Here is a 15,425-nt window from a genome sequence, read left to right as displayed (position 1 = left end):
CGGTCATTCGGGGCTTCCGGCTGAAGTGCAATCATACCCCCTACCTTACACTGCATTGGCTAAGCTAAATCTAATCAGTCAACCGTTTTAATTCTTCGTATAACTCAGAGTTCAATTGGTCGATTTCTTCTTTTGTTTCTGCTGTTGCCGCAAGCACTGATGAGCCATTGCTAAGTGTGATGTGTATGCACCAGTAGCAACTGGAGTTGTATTCATTAACTCGCTCAACAACAGAGGTTGAGACAATGTTATTAACGTTAATCAAAGACTTTCCAATCTTCATAAACTTAGCCATATCAATTACTCGTTAGCTGTTTTTGATCTATGGCACTTACGACAAAGCGACTGTAGATTGCTGAGCTCGTCGGTACCGCCGCTCGCCTTATTGATTATGTGATCAACGTCGGTGGCTGGCACGTATCTGCCTGCGCGCTTGCAAGCCATGCACAGATGACCATCACGATTAAGTACTTGCGCGCGAAGCTTACGCCAAGCGTGTCCGTAACCGCGCTTGGTTGTGCTACCGCTGCGGTCTGGGCGCTTGGTCCAGTTGCTGCGCTGGTCCGCATGTTCATCACAGTATCCTTTGTCTTTACGTTTAACTAGGTTTGGGCAGCGGTATTGGCGGCATGGTGTGGACGGCATAACTTCGGCTTCCATTTCTTATTATCAGGCTCAATCAAAGCCATATACTTCTTGGCTTCGCTGTTGCCGTTGTTAGCTCTATCTATAAGCAGTCTTAGGTTTGATTGTCTATACTCTAGCGTTTCGCCTGTGCGATATTTGATATACAGCGTCTCGCTTGTGCATTCATATCTCATGGGCGTCACACCTTATCAAACGTTAGGCATAAAAAAGCCCACGCTATTTCTAACGTGGGTAAGTGATAGTGCGCCCGGCAGGATTCGAACCTACGACCAAAAGATTATGAGTCTTCTGCTCTAACCGCTGAGCTACAGGCACGCAGCATCGCCACTGTTATTTAGCAATCATCACATGCAATGATTGTTAAATAACGGCAGCTCTCATTCAATTCGCAGTTGCCACCTGCTAGTGGGTTTCTCTATGGCATGTGCTGACTGTGGCTAAATCAATCAGGCATAAAAAAAGACGAGAGCAATTAAGCTGTCGTCTTTTATGTTCTGCTTTATCTGTTACCATTTAGCAGTATGACAAATACTACCCTAATCTGGCACGGTGCGTCAAGCATTATCATCTACTCTATTAAGCTGCATGCGATAGCTACTGACGTACTGATCAGCGGTGCTTACCATATCGATAAGGTCATCCATCATTTGACGCTGGTACCGCACCCATAATGTTGTATAAGAGCTAGCCTTTACTTCTATTCCTGAAAACTGCAACCGACCCTTGACTGTATATATATCCCACAGCTCATACAGTTCAAAATGCAGTACCATGCGCGCCATCAATCGTGCCAGCTCAGGCAGACTGTGAGTACATGCCTGCGGTGCAGCGCGCTTATCTTTATTACAACGCTCAATCATATTGGCTGCCAGATACTGCACGACTTCATCGAAATGACGTGACCAATCCCAGTTAGTATCACTACCCCAAAGCAATATACTTGCCAGCGCCTTGGCTGGCGCGTCATCAATCATTGCAATCGCGGCGCAGTGGTCTTCCCAGTTCACTTCTGGCGGCAATCCACCTTGTCCAATATTGAATTTAACGGTCTTGGCATGCATGCCTTGCTCAAGCCAGTCTTGATTTGATAGCTGCAGGTTTGGAGACTGACCGAAATTGTTATGCAGCTCGTCAATCAGTGCGTAGGCATACTGACCAGGCTTATGTTTTTCTTTTGCCGGCTCAGGCTTATCTAACACTTCCTGCGCTCGCACAACTGGCACAGCGTAACGGAGAAACTTATCGATAGATACAACCCTTTCTTTTTTGCGGTTTGGATTATTAAGCCATTTAAACCTGAGCTCGTCTTTGTCATAATCGACATGCAGCACTTCCATCACTTCGCCTGCTTTATCGAGCCATTCGGTCTTGATTTCGATATCAGTCACTTGCTCACCTCGCTTGCCGCTTTAATCTCGTGATTTGATTCATCACATACTGGCCAGTAATCAACCTTGCCATCATCGAACATCACCATATAATTCAATCGACCGCCCGGATAGTCTTTACCACACATAACCAAGCCCACAATAGTCGCCCATTCGCCAGACCTAAAACTATAAGGGTGTATCCCTCTAATCATTGCTGGTGATATCTTCAGGCCTTCTTTATCTTGTCTTTTGAAAAACTCACTTTGTGGCTCATAATTATTCAAGAAATAAACTATGTCTGAACAGCGTCTTTGAGTGCCTATGTAATAAACAACGCAGCGATGTGGGAGTGAGTCTACAATTGCCAACTCTCCACTATGCTTACATCGCCACTTACTTTTGATTTCGATATCAGTCATCTCTTACCACCTTTCTTAGTTTTGCGATTGTTACGCGGCTTATGGGGTATATAACCCTGACCTTTAAACTCAAATGGATTACATATGCCATGAGTCTGCTGCTTCAGCATTGCAATGATTCTGTGGCTATCCTTTATCTTACTCATCGATTTCTCCTAAGACTTACCATTCAGGTTCGCTTAAAACTTTTACAAAAAAAACAAAAGCTGCGAAGCTGAGCATAATTAGAGATATTCCCCACTGCCTAGAACTGAACCCAGCGCCGGCAATAAGCTCTACATAAGCCATGACTATAGAAGGCATGCCAAATGCAATAAAAATAAGCAGACATGCCTTAGTCGAATTTTTCAAAGCCCTATCTCCCTTCCTTTTTAATCGGCTTTGGCGCTGGCACGTCGACCACACCCTTTTCAATCAATCGATGATATTTATATATAAGCATGCCAGCATCACGGCTATGCTCAGACGTACGCCCATGCCAGCCAGTAATCATCTTAAAGTCTTTGGCGCTGCGCTTAGTATCAATGCTAGCAGGCGCAACCAAAAGATGTGGAATATCGTAGCGCTCGCAAAATTCCTGCCAGATTGAGCAATCACGTATAACCGAACCCACTCCCTTCATGCGCTCTTTACCGATTCGAGGATCTACCCACTTACGCTTACGCACGTCCTCAATACAGACGACGAATTTAATATCCGACGCTTGCGCCTCTTCAAACGTTTTATAAACTTTATCTTGGGCGCTTAGAATGCTTTGAGTAGATACTTCTTGCAGTACGCCATCAATGCTATGAGCAAAGCCTGTCTTAACGCCTGTGTCGATACCGATTAAAATCATTTCTTACCATCCTTTAAATTAATATCACCATATTCATGATCAATTGCTTGGCCTTGTTCATCCCACTTAGCATAGTTATCATGGAACGGATCCCCAGCAACTACTCTTAATTTCCCCGTCCATCCCTGATAAGTACCCGTCTTTGGGTAATATGCTTTTTGCAGATAGATGACCTTGATGTCCTTTGTGGTTTTCATACTCACCTCGCCTGCAAATGGGTTATCGCAAAACAGTCATAACGCAGTTTTCAAAAGGAGGTTCTGAAAATCCTATATTTTTACCACCAAACACCCTCATAGCTGTATGCAACTGCATTACATGCACGCCCTCACCATCTATCTTGGTAGCACTGTAATCAGCCAGCATTTTGCAGGTGGCTCTAACCTCAGCATTATGATCATCTAGTATTTTTTGGCCGTATTTGGTTAGCTTAAATTTAACTTCTTGATTGATATTTACTGGCCCTTGGGCGTAACCGTCGAAATAACTCATACTGTCTCCCTGTTATACTTCTCAAACCAAAAAACGACATCAATATTTGTTTCGACAACCAATCCGTAACGTTTAGCTTTTTGATACGTCGTACTATCTCTATTCAAACAAACAACTTTATTAACAATCATTTTCCGCCAATCCTCTGGGTGTAAGCTACCCTTGTCTAAATTGCAAGACCTACAGGCTGGCTTCAAGTTTGAAATACAGTCGTTTTCGGGATTTTCGCAGTCTGTAAAAACCTGCTTTCCGTTTACCCTTATCCAGTTTCGTCTTATCGGTAAGTAATGATCTGCGTCCCACCTCTCACCCAATTTCTCACCGCAGTAAGAGCAACAACCGCCATATAGCTGCTTAAGCTCTGCACGTAGAATTGTAGATAACTTCATACCGCCTCCTGCAACTGGTTTAATACTCTGTCATAGGTTTCATCTGCTGACTCGCCTGGCATCTTCTGTTGCTTGATATGCTCGTAAGTTTCAGCAATACTCATATCCGGCAATGGCTCTTTGCACAAGCCGTTAAAAATGCAGCACTTACTAGGGTCAAGCTTAGCCTGTACTGGCTGGCTATGGCTTGGATGGAACACTGGTGGCAAGTCGCTGTCGTAACTGTTAGACGACGTGCCGGCGCTGTTGCTCCAATCTTCATTGTCGATATTAAAACGGCCCTTGGCTTTTTCCTGACGCGCTTGATCGGCTTTTTGATTGTTTGCTTCGCGTATCATCCATTTAATTAGTTTTACTTTGCGATAAGAGTCTGTGGTCAGTGGATTGCCTTTGAGCGCTTGCTCAGCGTAATGCGCTTTGAATGCTGAGACTTCAAACTGATACTGATCTTCAGTGAGCTGTATCATCTTGCCAGCTTTGAATAACTCACCGCGCATCTGGTCAATGGTTGGCGCTTCCCAATTCTCAACATCATCAGCACGTTGGTCACGTATCTGATCAGCTTTGGTTGCTGGCTGTGGTGCTACTGGCTGGCTGTCTGATGGTTGATTGCTGTCAGTAGAATTATCCACAGAACCATGGTTAAACTTATCCACAATCACCTCGCCTGTGTTTGTGTGTGCGTCCTCTCTAACTGGTTGTTGGTTGTTGGTTACTGGTTTCTGGTTACTGGTTATAGCAGTGTTTTTTGCGTTACTAGCGTTACAGTCATCGTTACTAGGCGTTACCGTTTGAGTTACATCACTTGTAACGTTACTAACGTGACACTGTTTGATAGCGTCAATATGCTTGGCATGTAACTCTCTTAAATCAGCAGTACCAATATCCTTGTTAAAAGATACGCCTATATCAGTAAGGTCGTTAATCATATTGCGCTTGTCTTGACGAGACTTGCGAGTACGTTCTGCAGCTGTCATAGGCGCATCATCATCGTTACACGTAACGTTACACCCATCGTTACTTGGCGTTACACCTTGCGTTACATCATTCGTTACAGCGTTACGCTTGCCGTTACTATCGGTGTTACCGTTTTTGAATTTGTAATTCTTAATCTCTTTATCGATACGGTGATGATGATGACGCTTGCCACGTTTGACAAAATATTCATCAAGTATGTATTCGAGCATTTCAAGATATTCAGGCGTAGTACATAGCAGACGACGTGCCAGCTTATTCATATCTGACGAATCAATGGCTTGTTCGTTGTGATAGTACATATCTATCAAATCACGATAGATAGCGCGCTCAGGTAACGATAGGTGGCGTGTTGAGTTGTTAAAATCAGCAATGTTGAAGTTATAGAAATGCATTAGGCCACCTCATGAACGATGGCAAAAGTCTTAGCAAGATGCGTAAGGCCCTTTGGCGTGAATAGGGGCTGAGTGGTTGCGACTCGCTCGTTGCTGTTGCCTTGATACGTTACTGCGCGCTCTTCCATAAAGCCTTGCTTCATGCGAATGCTGCTCATCTTTAGCTTGTTGCGCTTGTCGCGGTACATCCAATCATGGCCCAGGCACCAATTAACAAACTTGTTTTGTGGAATACCAAGCGCTTTGGCAGTATCTCGAACGTTTAAGCTACCCATGGCGCAGTCGATAACATCCAATGCTGCAGCTTTAGGCTCAGTAAGTGCTAAGCGCGACTGCTGATTCTCGATAAGCTCAGCCTGATCAGCGGCAAGGCGCAATGCTTCAGATAAGGTGGCAGGGATGACTGGTGCGCTGGCTTGCGCTTCTAGCTCTTGCCAGCGGTCAATAACTGCAGCGGTAAACTCAGGTGATAAGCGAGCGACAATTACAAGGCTGTCTCGCTGGTCTGATAAAAAGTGAGTGTATTGCTGGCCGTTTTGCTCATGCGTGTACTGATGGGGTGTCGTATTTTTTACGATACCCTTTTCGACCAAAGAGCGTATTAGCTTTAATACATTGTCATGAGGCTTTTTGCATAGATCTGCCATTTCACGGCTAGACATACGTTTTTTATTATTTGTTTGCAAAGTCTGAATATTCATAGTAGTATTCCTTTATCTAGTTTTGCTTTGAAGAAACGCCTAAAGCCCATCAGTGTCCGCTGATGGGCTTTTTGTTTGGGCTTTTAAATAATGTGAGCTAGTTCTAATAACTCGTCCATCCCAACCCTCCTTTGATTTGGCTCGTTGCTCGATGCGCTCAAACTCACGTTTGATTGCATGATCATCGCCGGTCACTTCTGTTGCTTCTCTTAAATGACAAGTTTTGCATTTATTGATAGTGGCATTACACATTATTATTACCCTCACAATGATTGGCGATTTGAACGCTGAGTGTGCGCAGTGCGACCATGGCGTCTTGAATCTTTGTCTGTAGCGCGTCATGCTCTTTGCAATCAATGCGGCCGTCTTCTAGCGCTTGCTGCATTTCACTCATGATGTCGCCCTGGCATGCTGATGTAGATAGCGCGGTCATGATGATGCTTGCCTGCGTCGCCTCTTCATCTACACGCGTAAATACGCCGCCTAAGCGGTGAGCCATGGCTTGGATGATACTGGTGTCGTTGGTGTATTCCATAATTGTTATCGCTTCATCAAGGCGCAGATGATGCGTGTCAGTGTTCGGATTGACTTTATTGTTCAGTACGGTGTTAGACATACCCATACGTGCTGCAATAGCTGTTGAGCCGCCATGCTTAGGGTTGTGTACTGTCTTGTGTGCTGCGTCGATTACGTCCATCGTGTCCTACCTATTTATAAAAACGTTTTGTTGATGAGTGGGTGGTTGTAGTATTTAATCAGTGGTTTCGAGTTCAGCTAATGCGGGGCAAAGGTCTACGGCTTTAATCTCACCCTTGGTGATTCGCTCAGCTTTTAAAGCCAGAGGTGCCGACATATTGGCCTTACCTTGAACCCATTTCCATACACCAGGCTGACTACAGCCCAATGCTTCAGCCGTCTTATGCTGATTTCCAAAATAACTGACTAAGGCTTCATAAGGATTGTTAGGTTTCATTTTATTACCTTGGGTATATTTATGCCTTAATAATATAACTTTAGTTATTATAAATCAATAACTTTAAGCATTTTACATTGATAACCTAGGTTATTAGAATCATTGTAATAACTGGAGAATCGTAATGAGCACGTTAGCAGAGAGGGTTAAGCTGGCTAGAGATAGGCTAAACCTGTCGCAACAAGATGTTGCAGATGCCACAGGCATGTCTCAGCCAAGTTATTACAAGATAGAAAGAGGACATACCAAGCGAACTACATACATCAACGAATTGGCCAAAGTTTTTGAGGTGAATGTTGATTGGTTAGCAAATGGTAGTGGGGAAATGCTTTCTGGTGCCGCTAATAAGGCCGAAGAAGCTAAGCGCGCTGGCAGTGAAGCTATAGCTGATCCTGAAAAAGAGCTTGCAAGAATTTTGGAAGCAGGATCCGTATCTACAGATGACTCTGATGATGAGATGGTATCAATACCTATTTATGATCTTTATTTCTGCTGCGGCGATGGTAATGGTTCTTGTGAGTTTGAGAACATCAAAGGCTATAGAAAACTACCACCCTCTTTTTTCAAAGATAGGAATATTAGACCGGAAGATTTTAAGTTAATTTGTGCCATCAATGACAGCAACCATCCTTATATCAAAGACGGTGATGAGGTTGGTATTGTAATCACTGATAGAGAAATAAAAGATGGCGAGTACTATGCAATCCTTCTAGATGGTGATCGCATGATAAAGCAAATATTTAGGGAGGCTGGAGGCTCTTATAGATTGAGTAGCTTCAACAAGGCTTACCCAGATAAAGTAGTTACTCCTGAGCATAATGAAAGCTTAATTATCGCAGGCCGACAAGTTTATAGAGCAGGATAAGAATTATGGATAACAGTAAATTACCGATAAACCAATTGATAGCTAAAATTAATGTAGCAGCTGAAAACAATGAGGCGCTAAGTCTGACTGTTGATGAAGTAAAGCTGGCTGCTAAAGAGTTTGGAAACCTAGTTATGATTCCAGTTTACGACATGAATAACTTTCCAATAAAGCGGCGCAATATTGACGAAGTCGCTGATGTGAATCAAAAGTAATAAATGTGTTATCAAAAAAAGGATTTTACGAATGACAGACTGGCACTTTGGCTATCAGTTCGACACGCCTATTGTGGGCGAATCGAACTATCAAAAGGCACTGACAAAAAGCTATAAAGATCCTAACGCTTTTAGAAAAGGCGAGTCTGCTTTTGTTGATGTGGGTTTAGTTTACGAACCGAATAACCCTTACGATAAGAATGCAGTAGCAATTGTCTCTACTCATGGAGTATTGGGTTATCTATCTAAGCAGGATGCTATTCGCTATCGACACCTATGTGAAGGCGATAAAGATACTCTGTCTGTAAGATGTAAGATATATAGAGGAAATCATCCTATGTACGGTGCGTGGGTTGATTTAAACCTAGAGGGTTTGTCTGGATCGCCACAAAGTTTAAGAAAATATAACGACGCATCGAGCCAGCCTGCACCGCCACCCCTTCCGGACAGTTCTAAGCAGAAGATTTCACCTGTAACGATGATTATAGGTGCGCTGATATTGTTTTTTCTTTTTTCAATAGTCTTTTAAAGCTGAGGATAATAAGCGTCCGTGCCAGCACGCTTGAGACTGGCGACAAAATGAGGTGAAACAATGGCTTTATACTCTATAACTTACGATCTTATTAAGAAGAAAGATTACGACCGCATATACGAAGGAATCAAAACATGCGGAACAGGTGCTTATGCTAGACCAACAGAATCTCAATGGATAGTTCAATCCAATAAGACGGCTACAGATATTGCAAATCATTTGCGGAATTTTACTGATAGTGACGATAGAATATTTGTTATTCCAGTAAATGGGAAGATGTGGGCTTCGTTCAATGTTTCTCAAGAAGTTCGCGACTGGCTCAGAGACCACTCTTAATATTATTGCAATAACCTAAACAAAAACACAGAAGTTGAAACTTAATAATAAACCGCCCTATATGGGCGGTTTTTTTGTACCTGAGATTTTATTTTAACAATTACTTACAGTTTTGTTAAAACTAGGAATTACTGCGGTTATGGCTTAATAGTCTTAAAGTAATATAAACTCATTAATTTATTACTTTGGTTATTGACAGTTATTATAACTATGGTTATTATTAACGCATCACAACGACACAGAGTAATTATTATGAAACTTGCAAAGAACATGCTCGCAGCAATTGGATTAATGGCGCTACTTGTTATTGCACTTAATACTGTTTCGGCAGTCGCTGGCGTGATAGGAGATGCTTTTGACCGTCAGCAATCAGCTCATGACGCAATGATTGCTGAACATAAGGCGTCACTACCTAACGACGATGGTAATTACGTCACTGACCCGATGAATGGGTTTGATGATGAAGTTGAAGAAGCTTACGAAACTTCGACCGAAGCCAAGGCGGCAAGTTATGCCAATGGCTTCATAGCCAAAGCGTACGGGAGAGAATGATGACGACTTATCACATGAAGCAATCGATAGCAGGATGCTTGCGTAACAACCGTATTGGTACCATCGACTTTTTAGAAGATCAAGATGGCAATCCTCTATCTGACGCTGAAGCAAGAATTGAGTTAAAAAAATTATTGGCCAAGGGTCACACGGTTATGCCAGTTGGTGATGACTGCGAAGGCTTTGATGTATTCGGCGGCGGTTGTCCGGGGCATGAGCCACTGGCGGGCAGTGCTTTATGTCACGCAATGCTTAAGCGTGGTGATAAGGCGGTTATGTGTAAAGCAAACAATAGTAATCATATGACGATAATTGTTGGCTACAAAGAAGCTAAAGCAGGCGGATGGGTATTTCATAGTAATAGGCATAGCAGACACTACATCGTAGTGCCTATTAACAACCAAGGCGAACCACTGACAGCTAAGGAAGTGGGATTATGAACACGCAATTAAAAGAACGTCCGATAATCTTAAATACCCAAGAAGTCAACGCAGTGTTAGCGGGCAATAAGACGCAGCATCGAGTGCCAATAAAATTACGTTACGGTAGTCCAGAGTTTTTAGGTGGTCGATACTGTAATAAGTCCGACCCATCACTTTGGGGTTGGGATAACTTTGAAGATGCTGAAACACGGAAGTTGTCTGATGAGCCCTGCCCTTTCGGTGCTATCGGTGATCGGCTTTGGGTGCGCGAAACACATCATGCACCTGACTTTTTGCACGATTATGAGCAACAAGAGTTAGCGGAAGGTCTTATCACTCGTGATGATTTAGGGATGAGCTATAAAGCTGATGCGCCGCACATGACGCCTGCTGACGGTGGGTGGACCTCTCCAGTCGCAATGCCACGATGGGCCAGTCGCCTACTCTTAGAGATAACTGATGTTTGTATTGAACGCATTCAGGATATTAGTGATATAGACGCAAGGGCAATGGGGTTAAAGCCCGATTATTGCGACCACAAATATCAGACTTGCGAGGATATAGGTTGTATTGGCAAGTGGGCCGAACCCTTAATGAATTATTTTATTCATGAGAAAAACATAAAAAATGTAAGCTCTCATGATTGGATTTGGGTAGTTGAATTTAAAAAGGTAGATGACTGATGGCTGATGATATCGACCTCGCCCAAGACCGTATAGATGCTGAAATGACTGCTCGTCTGCGTGTCCTGCCAACATTTAACATACCGTCACTGCTTGATTGCCAGGATTGCGGTGAAGAAATACCAAGCAAGCGCCGCGCGATTGGTGGCGTAAGGCGTTGCTTTGATTGCCAGAAGCACCATGAAAGCTCGGTAAGATTTTGGAATCATAGTCGTCGCTAGATAATAGGATTGGATATGTTAAGACTAAATAACAGCTCACTATCGAGAACAATTACTCGAAGTGGTGTGAATAGCATTCAAATGTTTGCTGTGTTCGATGACGTAACTAAGACTGGCAAAGTTAAAGCTAAGCATTCACAGCGATTTACTATTCAAGACGACTCGTTAAGTCTAAACGGTAAGCAGCATCAGCTATCAGAGCAATTAGATTTTAATGCCGACCCATTAGATTTAATGCAGTATTTTATAGAGCGCTTTAGCAGCGCTCAGCCTGATATGTTTTTGGTAGCGCCGCAACCCAAAGGCGGTGTTCAAGTGCCTAAGCTAATTAGCGAGGTGCGCTGGGAATATCCTGATATGCAATGGCGTGCAATCGATAAGAGTGGCGCTGTTGCATACTTCGAGCGTAGACCAGTGCTAGACAAAGCAGGCTATTGGATCTCAGCAATCGATGGTGTTATCGCTAGGTATGGCAAATCACTATGTATCGCTGACAACTATCAGTGCAGTGTGCAGAATATTAATGACCAATAAGGACAGGTTATGCCAAAAGTAAACAACAGTGGTGAAGTGACTCAGCAAAAATTAGGTAGTTTGATTTCAGAAGTTAATTTGTTTTTATGGGAATTGCGGGGCGAATTATGCGCTATAAAAGGCAACACTAAAGAATACTCTCCGCCTATTAATTTTCTCGAAGAAGCTCACCAAACAGCTGCCTTACAACCTAAGATACATGGATTGTTGGGCGTTCACTTAATGATAATGATGATAAAAATCGGTGAGAAGAACAAAGTTAATAATAAAAAACTGGACAAGATGGTTTGGGATATTGGCGACTTCTTGGTCAAGCTGATGACGGACATGAAACTGGATAAGGAGAGCGATTGTGAGTAAAAAACAGGAAGTTAATTGCATATTCGCAGTTCATTTTGACGACAAAGACGATCCCAGATACCAACGGATTGCAAGTTTGATGACGAATGCTGATATGTGGCGTAGTGGGAACCTGATTTATGCATCTGCTCTAGATAGCCGCGACGACTTGGTTAAAGAGCTAGATAAACTAAAGGAGAGTGAAGATGCCAAATGAATCTCAAGCCATAATCGACCTACTCCATCAGATGGGCCTAACCCCGCTTGATTGGGTAGATGCCAAGCAGTTTGCTGCGCTGACTGGCATTGCCGAGCAAAAGCTTACTCACCGTAAGCGCGAGTGGCCAGAAAACGTTGTTTGGATGAAACAAAGTGGTAACCTATATTACTCAATAAGAGGATATAACCAATGGATGAGTCAGCAAGCAGAACGGCGTTACCGCAAGGCGTGCGGCTTAGATCGGGGCGCGTCCAGATCTACTTTAGGCGAAACAGTCGAGCCTATCACATCACGCTCCCTCACCCCGTCAATGCGGCGGGTATCAAAGCAGCTGCTAAAATTAGAAGTGATCTAATCACCAAAGCCGAATGGGGTGTGCTCACAGAAGCAGACCTCGCCAGCGCTCGAGGCGAAATTGTTGATGATAATAGCGTCATCGTTAGTGATGGCGTATTATTTCAAGAAGTCGCCCAAAAATACCTAAAGCACTGTGAAGCCAATACCGACTCTAAAAAGGATTATGTCAGCGCATTAAATAAGCATTGGATGCCGCGCATGGCGCTTATGCCGATACATGATATAACATCGGATTTTATACGCGATGTCATTGCAGATAGAGACTTCAAGTCTGATAAGACCTTTAATAATTGCCTGGTACCACTGCGCGGTGTCTTTGACAAAGCTATTGAGCTGCGATTGATCACGCCTGCAGAAAACCCCATGTCGATGATCAAGAATAAAAAGGTGCAGTCTGGGTTGCCGGACCCATTTACGCGCGATGAGATGAACGCGTTACTCTCTTGGCTTGATAATAATTTAAGCGGCAAGGATAGGTTTTATTATTGGTATTTTGAAGTCGCGTTTTGGACAGGATGCCGCCCAAGTGAGCTTTATGCTTTGAGATGGAAAGATATCGACTGGTTTAATGAGTCAGTAATCATTAATAAAAGCCGTGTACGTGGCGTTGAGAAGCAAGTCACCAAGACTCACACTGCGCGTGAAGTCTATTTAAACGATCGTTCTAAGCGTGCGTTTGAAGCAATAGATGCTATGAAGCTCAGTAATGACTATGTGATGATATGTCCAGAAACAAGCCAGCCTTTCTATAATGAAAAGCCAGCACGTATGCGGCTGATTGAAGCAATGAAGGCTACAAGGGTAAGGCATCGACCAGCATATAATGCCAGGCACACCTATGCGACGATGTTACTAATGTCTGATGTTAATCCGGTGTTTGTCGCTAACCAGTTGGGCCACAGCTTGCAGATGCTTATTAAGCGGTATGGGCGTTGGTTGCATGGTGATCAGAACAAGATTGAGATATCGAAGCTCACAACTGATTAATATCCTCTCGCCATCCCACCGTTTTACCAAAAAGCCTTTAATCCTACTGCATGAGTTTTATAGGATCGCATCTCAAATGCGATCCTGATGTTCGTGAAATTTCCTATCATCTGCATTTACACAACTATATTTATTAGCTTATCGTAAACTATAGTTGTTTATTACATTGCTCAATAATTACTAATAAGTTAAAGTTGATTAATATTTTTTTCTTTATTATCACGAAAAACTCATAGTTGTCAGTATAATTAATAGAAAGGTAATTTCCGCATGAAAAAACTAATGCTAGCCTCTGTGCTATCTATCTTCGCACTTTCAACTAACGCTGCAATTAAAACAGTAGATAATCCATTCCAAAGCAATACAGTTTTAAAAGAGTCTGTCGAAGTTGATCACCCACTATTTACCAAAGGTGCTGGCGGTTCGCAGTGTAAAGGCTTACCTAGTACTTGCGGCCAAATGGCTAACTGTGAGCAGGCTAAGCAAGCTCTGAAGTGTGGCAACACTCGATTAGATCGAGATAAGGACGGAGTACCATGCGAATCAATATGCCCAGGTGGTTAATTGGTGCCGTCTTACTTTCGACCGTAACTGCCTGTACCCCTTCCCAAGATAGAAGTTACGCTAGTAAGTTCGTTTCTGGTAATGCTGTGGTGCATGAGGTGTTTTGGAGTATTGATCACAAGATGCCTTACCCTTTCACCACGTCAGGCGAGATATTGTGTGTCTATTATCCTGATTTTGGTATTGAGGTGTATTTTGAACCTGCAGGCTATAGTAAAGACTCATCTATCGGTACACCGCTCAATAAGGCCGCTGCTAAGGCTTTGAAGCGCGATGGTATGAAGCCGAATGTGCCTTATAGTATTAAGAAAGGTGCTGATTTGAATGAGGCTGTGGAGGTTGGGTTGAAAGCGTGTGATGAGTAGAGTTCAAGCTTAAGAATCACAGCTAAGCCTTTGTAGTTTAAGAATTTTACAGTGTAATTATGTCAAATATCATATAATAATATAACTTATGGAAGGTGCTTGTGAGCGAGTATGAAATGCCAAAAACTAATTTTACAGTCAAATATGATGGAGAGTCGCTAGCAAACCATGAAATGGATGTTGCTTTACTTGCTCCTGCATTAATGGGTATTCAGAAAGTAATTGATGCCCTCGTTATAGAGAGTACAAGCGGAGAATATAAAGCATCTTTGAAGATGAAGGGTAATGCAAAAGCAGGTTCAATTGAAATTGAACTTATCACACAAGCCATATCAAGCCTCCAAGCCACAAAAGATTTAGTTTTTGGGTTTTTTGGAACAAGTGACCTAACAGCTAGTTCAAATATCATTGCTCACATAGGTGCTCTGCTTTATTTAATTAAAAAATTTGGTAGAAAAAAGCCTAATAAAGTAGAAGATATTGGTGATGGGTATAGTCGCTTATATTTCGACAGCGAAATAACTATTATTAATAATCATGTATATAAGGTCTATAACAACTTTGAAGTTAGGGAGGCTATCTACAAAGCAATAAAGCCTTTGGAAGAAGAAGGGATTAACAGCTTTAGTATCAGCGAAGATACTGAAAAGGTGTTTGAAGTTGATAAGGAGTATGCTAGTCGTTTTATCCCACCCAGTGCCACAGAGCTCATGTTAACAAATGAAGAAGAAAGCTTTTTACAAATTGTGAAAATTAGCTTCAATATGAACAACAAATGGCAGTTCACCAAAGGCGACGAGACGATTAACGCAAACATTGTCGATGAAGGGTTTATTAAGAAAGTGCAAAACAGAGAAGCTTCTTTTTACGATGGCGATATTCTACATGTGATATTACAGAAAGAGCAGTATCAAGAAAAAGGGAAACTAAAAACCAACTATAAAATACTCAAGGTTCTTAATCACGAAAAAGCAGCACAACAGCAGCCTTTCGACTTTGATAGCTAAGCACTGATCTTATATCTAAAAACCCA

29 protein-coding genes and 1 tRNA gene are annotated in these 15,425 nt (G+C 42.7%); 15 read left to right on the top strand and 15 right to left on the bottom strand.

Features of this window, described 5'->3' with window-relative positions:
- Positions 1–70: 70 nt before the first annotated feature.
- From HL061_RS13095 to HL061_RS13025, 15 genes are all read right to left on the bottom strand, one after another.
- A complete protein-coding gene (locus HL061_RS13095; protein WP_252962942.1) occupies positions 71–295 on the bottom strand; it encodes a hypothetical protein in 225 nt (74 codons plus the stop codon).
- 5 nt (positions 296–300) lie between these two features.
- Positions 301–645 (bottom strand): HNH endonuclease signature motif containing protein, encoded by a 345-nt coding sequence (locus tag HL061_RS13090; RefSeq protein ID WP_105246329.1) that lies wholly within the window; start codon positions 643–645, stop codon positions 301–303.
- The gene (locus HL061_RS13085) at positions 603–821 is read right to left on the bottom strand and encodes a hypothetical protein (RefSeq protein ID WP_252962941.1); all 219 of its coding nucleotides are present in this window, start codon (positions 819–821) and stop codon (positions 603–605) included. Before HL061_RS13085 ends, HL061_RS13090 begins: the two co-directional genes overlap by 43 nt.
- 69 nt (positions 822–890) lie before the next feature.
- Positions 891–963: transfer RNA gene (locus HL061_RS13080), tRNA-Ile, on the bottom strand.
- Positions 964–1,202: 239 nt separating this feature from the next.
- Positions 1,203–2,036, bottom strand: a complete 834-nt coding sequence (locus tag HL061_RS13075) for a hypothetical protein (RefSeq protein ID WP_252962940.1) — start codon at positions 2,034–2,036, stop codon at positions 1,203–1,205.
- The gene (locus HL061_RS13070; protein WP_252962939.1) at positions 2,033–2,437 is read right to left on the bottom strand and encodes a hypothetical protein; all 405 of its coding nucleotides are present in this window, start codon (positions 2,435–2,437) and stop codon (positions 2,033–2,035) included. The genes HL061_RS13075 and HL061_RS13070 overlap by 4 nt, the downstream gene beginning before the upstream one ends.
- Positions 2,438–2,599: 162 nt before the next feature.
- Positions 2,600–2,788, bottom strand: a complete 189-nt coding sequence (locus tag HL061_RS13065; protein WP_252962938.1) for a hypothetical protein — start codon at positions 2,786–2,788, stop codon at positions 2,600–2,602.
- 4 nt (positions 2,789–2,792) lie between these two features.
- The gene (locus HL061_RS13060) at positions 2,793–3,275 is read right to left on the bottom strand and encodes a hypothetical protein (protein WP_252962937.1); all 483 of its coding nucleotides are present in this window, start codon (positions 3,273–3,275) and stop codon (positions 2,793–2,795) included.
- Positions 3,272–3,472 carry a hypothetical protein gene (locus tag HL061_RS13055; RefSeq protein ID WP_252962936.1) on the bottom strand — a complete coding sequence of 67 codons (201 nt, stop codon included), beginning with the start codon at positions 3,470–3,472 and terminating at the stop codon, positions 3,272–3,274. The genes HL061_RS13060 and HL061_RS13055 overlap by 4 nt, the downstream gene beginning before the upstream one ends.
- A 22-nt stretch (positions 3,473–3,494) precedes the next feature.
- Positions 3,495–3,767, bottom strand: a complete 273-nt coding sequence (locus HL061_RS13050; protein ID WP_252962935.1) for a hypothetical protein — start codon at positions 3,765–3,767, stop codon at positions 3,495–3,497.
- Positions 3,768–4,152: 385 nt separating this feature from the next.
- Positions 4,153–5,526, bottom strand: coding sequence for a YdaU family protein (locus HL061_RS13045; RefSeq protein WP_252962934.1), 1,374 nt, complete (start codon positions 5,524–5,526; stop codon positions 4,153–4,155).
- Positions 5,526–6,227, bottom strand: a complete 702-nt coding sequence (locus HL061_RS13040) for a phage antirepressor KilAC domain-containing protein (RefSeq protein WP_252962933.1) — start codon at positions 6,225–6,227, stop codon at positions 5,526–5,528. Before HL061_RS13040 ends, HL061_RS13045 begins: the two co-directional genes overlap by 1 nt.
- A 39-nt stretch (positions 6,228–6,266) precedes the next feature.
- A complete protein-coding gene (locus HL061_RS13035; RefSeq protein WP_252962932.1) occupies positions 6,267–6,479 on the bottom strand; it encodes a hypothetical protein in 213 nt (70 codons plus the stop codon).
- Positions 6,472–6,924, bottom strand: a complete 453-nt coding sequence (locus HL061_RS13030; protein WP_252962931.1) for a phage regulatory CII family protein — start codon at positions 6,922–6,924, stop codon at positions 6,472–6,474. Before HL061_RS13030 ends, HL061_RS13035 begins: the two co-directional genes overlap by 8 nt.
- A 54-nt stretch (positions 6,925–6,978) precedes the next feature.
- Positions 6,979–7,200, bottom strand: coding sequence for a Cro/CI family transcriptional regulator (locus tag HL061_RS13025; protein WP_252962930.1), 222 nt, complete (start codon positions 7,198–7,200; stop codon positions 6,979–6,981).
- A gap of 124 nt (positions 7,201–7,324) precedes the next feature.
- Between HL061_RS13025 and HL061_RS13020 the strand changes: the two genes are divergently transcribed.
- The 15 genes from HL061_RS13020 to HL061_RS12955 all read left to right on the top strand — a co-directional run bounded on the left by HL061_RS13020 (position 7,325) and on the right by HL061_RS12955 (position 15,399).
- Complete coding sequence (locus HL061_RS13020; protein ID WP_252962929.1) at positions 7,325–8,065, top strand: LexA family transcriptional regulator; 741 nt, start codon at positions 7,325–7,327, stop codon at positions 8,063–8,065.
- 5 nt (positions 8,066–8,070) lie between these two features.
- A complete protein-coding gene (locus HL061_RS13015) occupies positions 8,071–8,280 on the top strand; it encodes a hypothetical protein (protein WP_252962928.1) in 210 nt (69 codons plus the stop codon).
- 31 nt (positions 8,281–8,311) lie between these two features.
- The gene (locus tag HL061_RS13010; RefSeq protein WP_252962927.1) at positions 8,312–8,809 is read left to right on the top strand and encodes an HIRAN domain-containing protein; all 498 of its coding nucleotides are present in this window, start codon (positions 8,312–8,314) and stop codon (positions 8,807–8,809) included.
- 609 nt (positions 8,810–9,418) lie between these two features.
- A complete protein-coding gene (locus HL061_RS13005) occupies positions 9,419–9,700 on the top strand; it encodes a hypothetical protein (protein WP_252962926.1) in 282 nt (93 codons plus the stop codon).
- A 14-nt stretch (positions 9,701–9,714) separates the two neighbouring features.
- Positions 9,715–10,140 carry a hypothetical protein gene (locus HL061_RS13000; protein WP_252962925.1) on the top strand — a complete coding sequence of 142 codons (426 nt, stop codon included), beginning with the start codon at positions 9,715–9,717 and terminating at the stop codon, positions 10,138–10,140.
- Entirely contained in the window at positions 10,137–10,805 is a 669-nt protein-coding gene (locus HL061_RS12995; RefSeq protein ID WP_252962924.1) for a hypothetical protein, read from the top strand. The genes HL061_RS13000 and HL061_RS12995 overlap by 4 nt, the downstream gene beginning before the upstream one ends.
- Entirely contained in the window at positions 10,805–11,026 is a 222-nt protein-coding gene (locus tag HL061_RS12990) for a TraR/DksA C4-type zinc finger protein (protein ID WP_252962923.1), read from the top strand. Before HL061_RS12995 ends, HL061_RS12990 begins: the two co-directional genes overlap by 1 nt.
- 15 nt (positions 11,027–11,041) lie before the next feature.
- A complete protein-coding gene (locus HL061_RS12985) occupies positions 11,042–11,560 on the top strand; it encodes a hypothetical protein (RefSeq protein ID WP_252962922.1) in 519 nt (172 codons plus the stop codon).
- A gap of 9 nt (positions 11,561–11,569) precedes the next feature.
- The gene (locus HL061_RS12980; protein WP_252962921.1) at positions 11,570–11,920 is read left to right on the top strand and encodes a hypothetical protein; all 351 of its coding nucleotides are present in this window, start codon (positions 11,570–11,572) and stop codon (positions 11,918–11,920) included.
- On the top strand, positions 11,913–12,116 hold the full coding sequence (locus tag HL061_RS12975) for a hypothetical protein (protein WP_252962920.1): 204 nt from the start codon (positions 11,913–11,915) through the stop codon (positions 12,114–12,116). The genes HL061_RS12980 and HL061_RS12975 overlap by 8 nt, the downstream gene beginning before the upstream one ends.
- Positions 12,106–12,474, top strand: coding sequence for a hypothetical protein (locus HL061_RS14045; protein WP_252962919.1), 369 nt, complete (start codon positions 12,106–12,108; stop codon positions 12,472–12,474). Before HL061_RS12975 ends, HL061_RS14045 begins: the two co-directional genes overlap by 11 nt.
- A gap of 20 nt (positions 12,475–12,494) precedes the next feature.
- Complete coding sequence (locus HL061_RS12965) at positions 12,495–13,463, top strand: tyrosine-type recombinase/integrase (protein WP_252962918.1); 969 nt, start codon at positions 12,495–12,497, stop codon at positions 13,461–13,463.
- Positions 13,464–13,733: 270 nt separating this feature from the next.
- Positions 13,734–14,027, top strand: coding sequence for an excalibur calcium-binding domain-containing protein (locus tag HL061_RS14040; RefSeq protein WP_355457894.1), 294 nt, complete (start codon positions 13,734–13,736; stop codon positions 14,025–14,027).
- Positions 14,000–14,392: a hypothetical protein gene (locus tag HL061_RS12960; RefSeq protein ID WP_252962917.1), complete on the top strand. Its 393-nt coding sequence runs from the start codon at positions 14,000–14,002 to the stop codon at positions 14,390–14,392. Before HL061_RS14040 ends, HL061_RS12960 begins: the two co-directional genes overlap by 28 nt.
- 116 nt (positions 14,393–14,508) lie before the next feature.
- Entirely contained in the window at positions 14,509–15,399 is an 891-nt protein-coding gene (locus HL061_RS12955; RefSeq protein WP_252962916.1) for a hypothetical protein, read from the top strand.
- The last annotated feature ends 26 nt before the right edge of the window (positions 15,400–15,425 follow it).

The organism is Psychrobacter sp. PSP (assembly GCF_024085615.1).
In the GTDB taxonomy this organism is placed as follows: Bacteria; Pseudomonadota; Gammaproteobacteria; order Pseudomonadales; family Moraxellaceae; genus Psychrobacter; species Psychrobacter pacificensis.
Note: the sequence above shows the minus strand (reverse complement) of the source record. Positions and strands in the feature narration are given on the sequence as shown.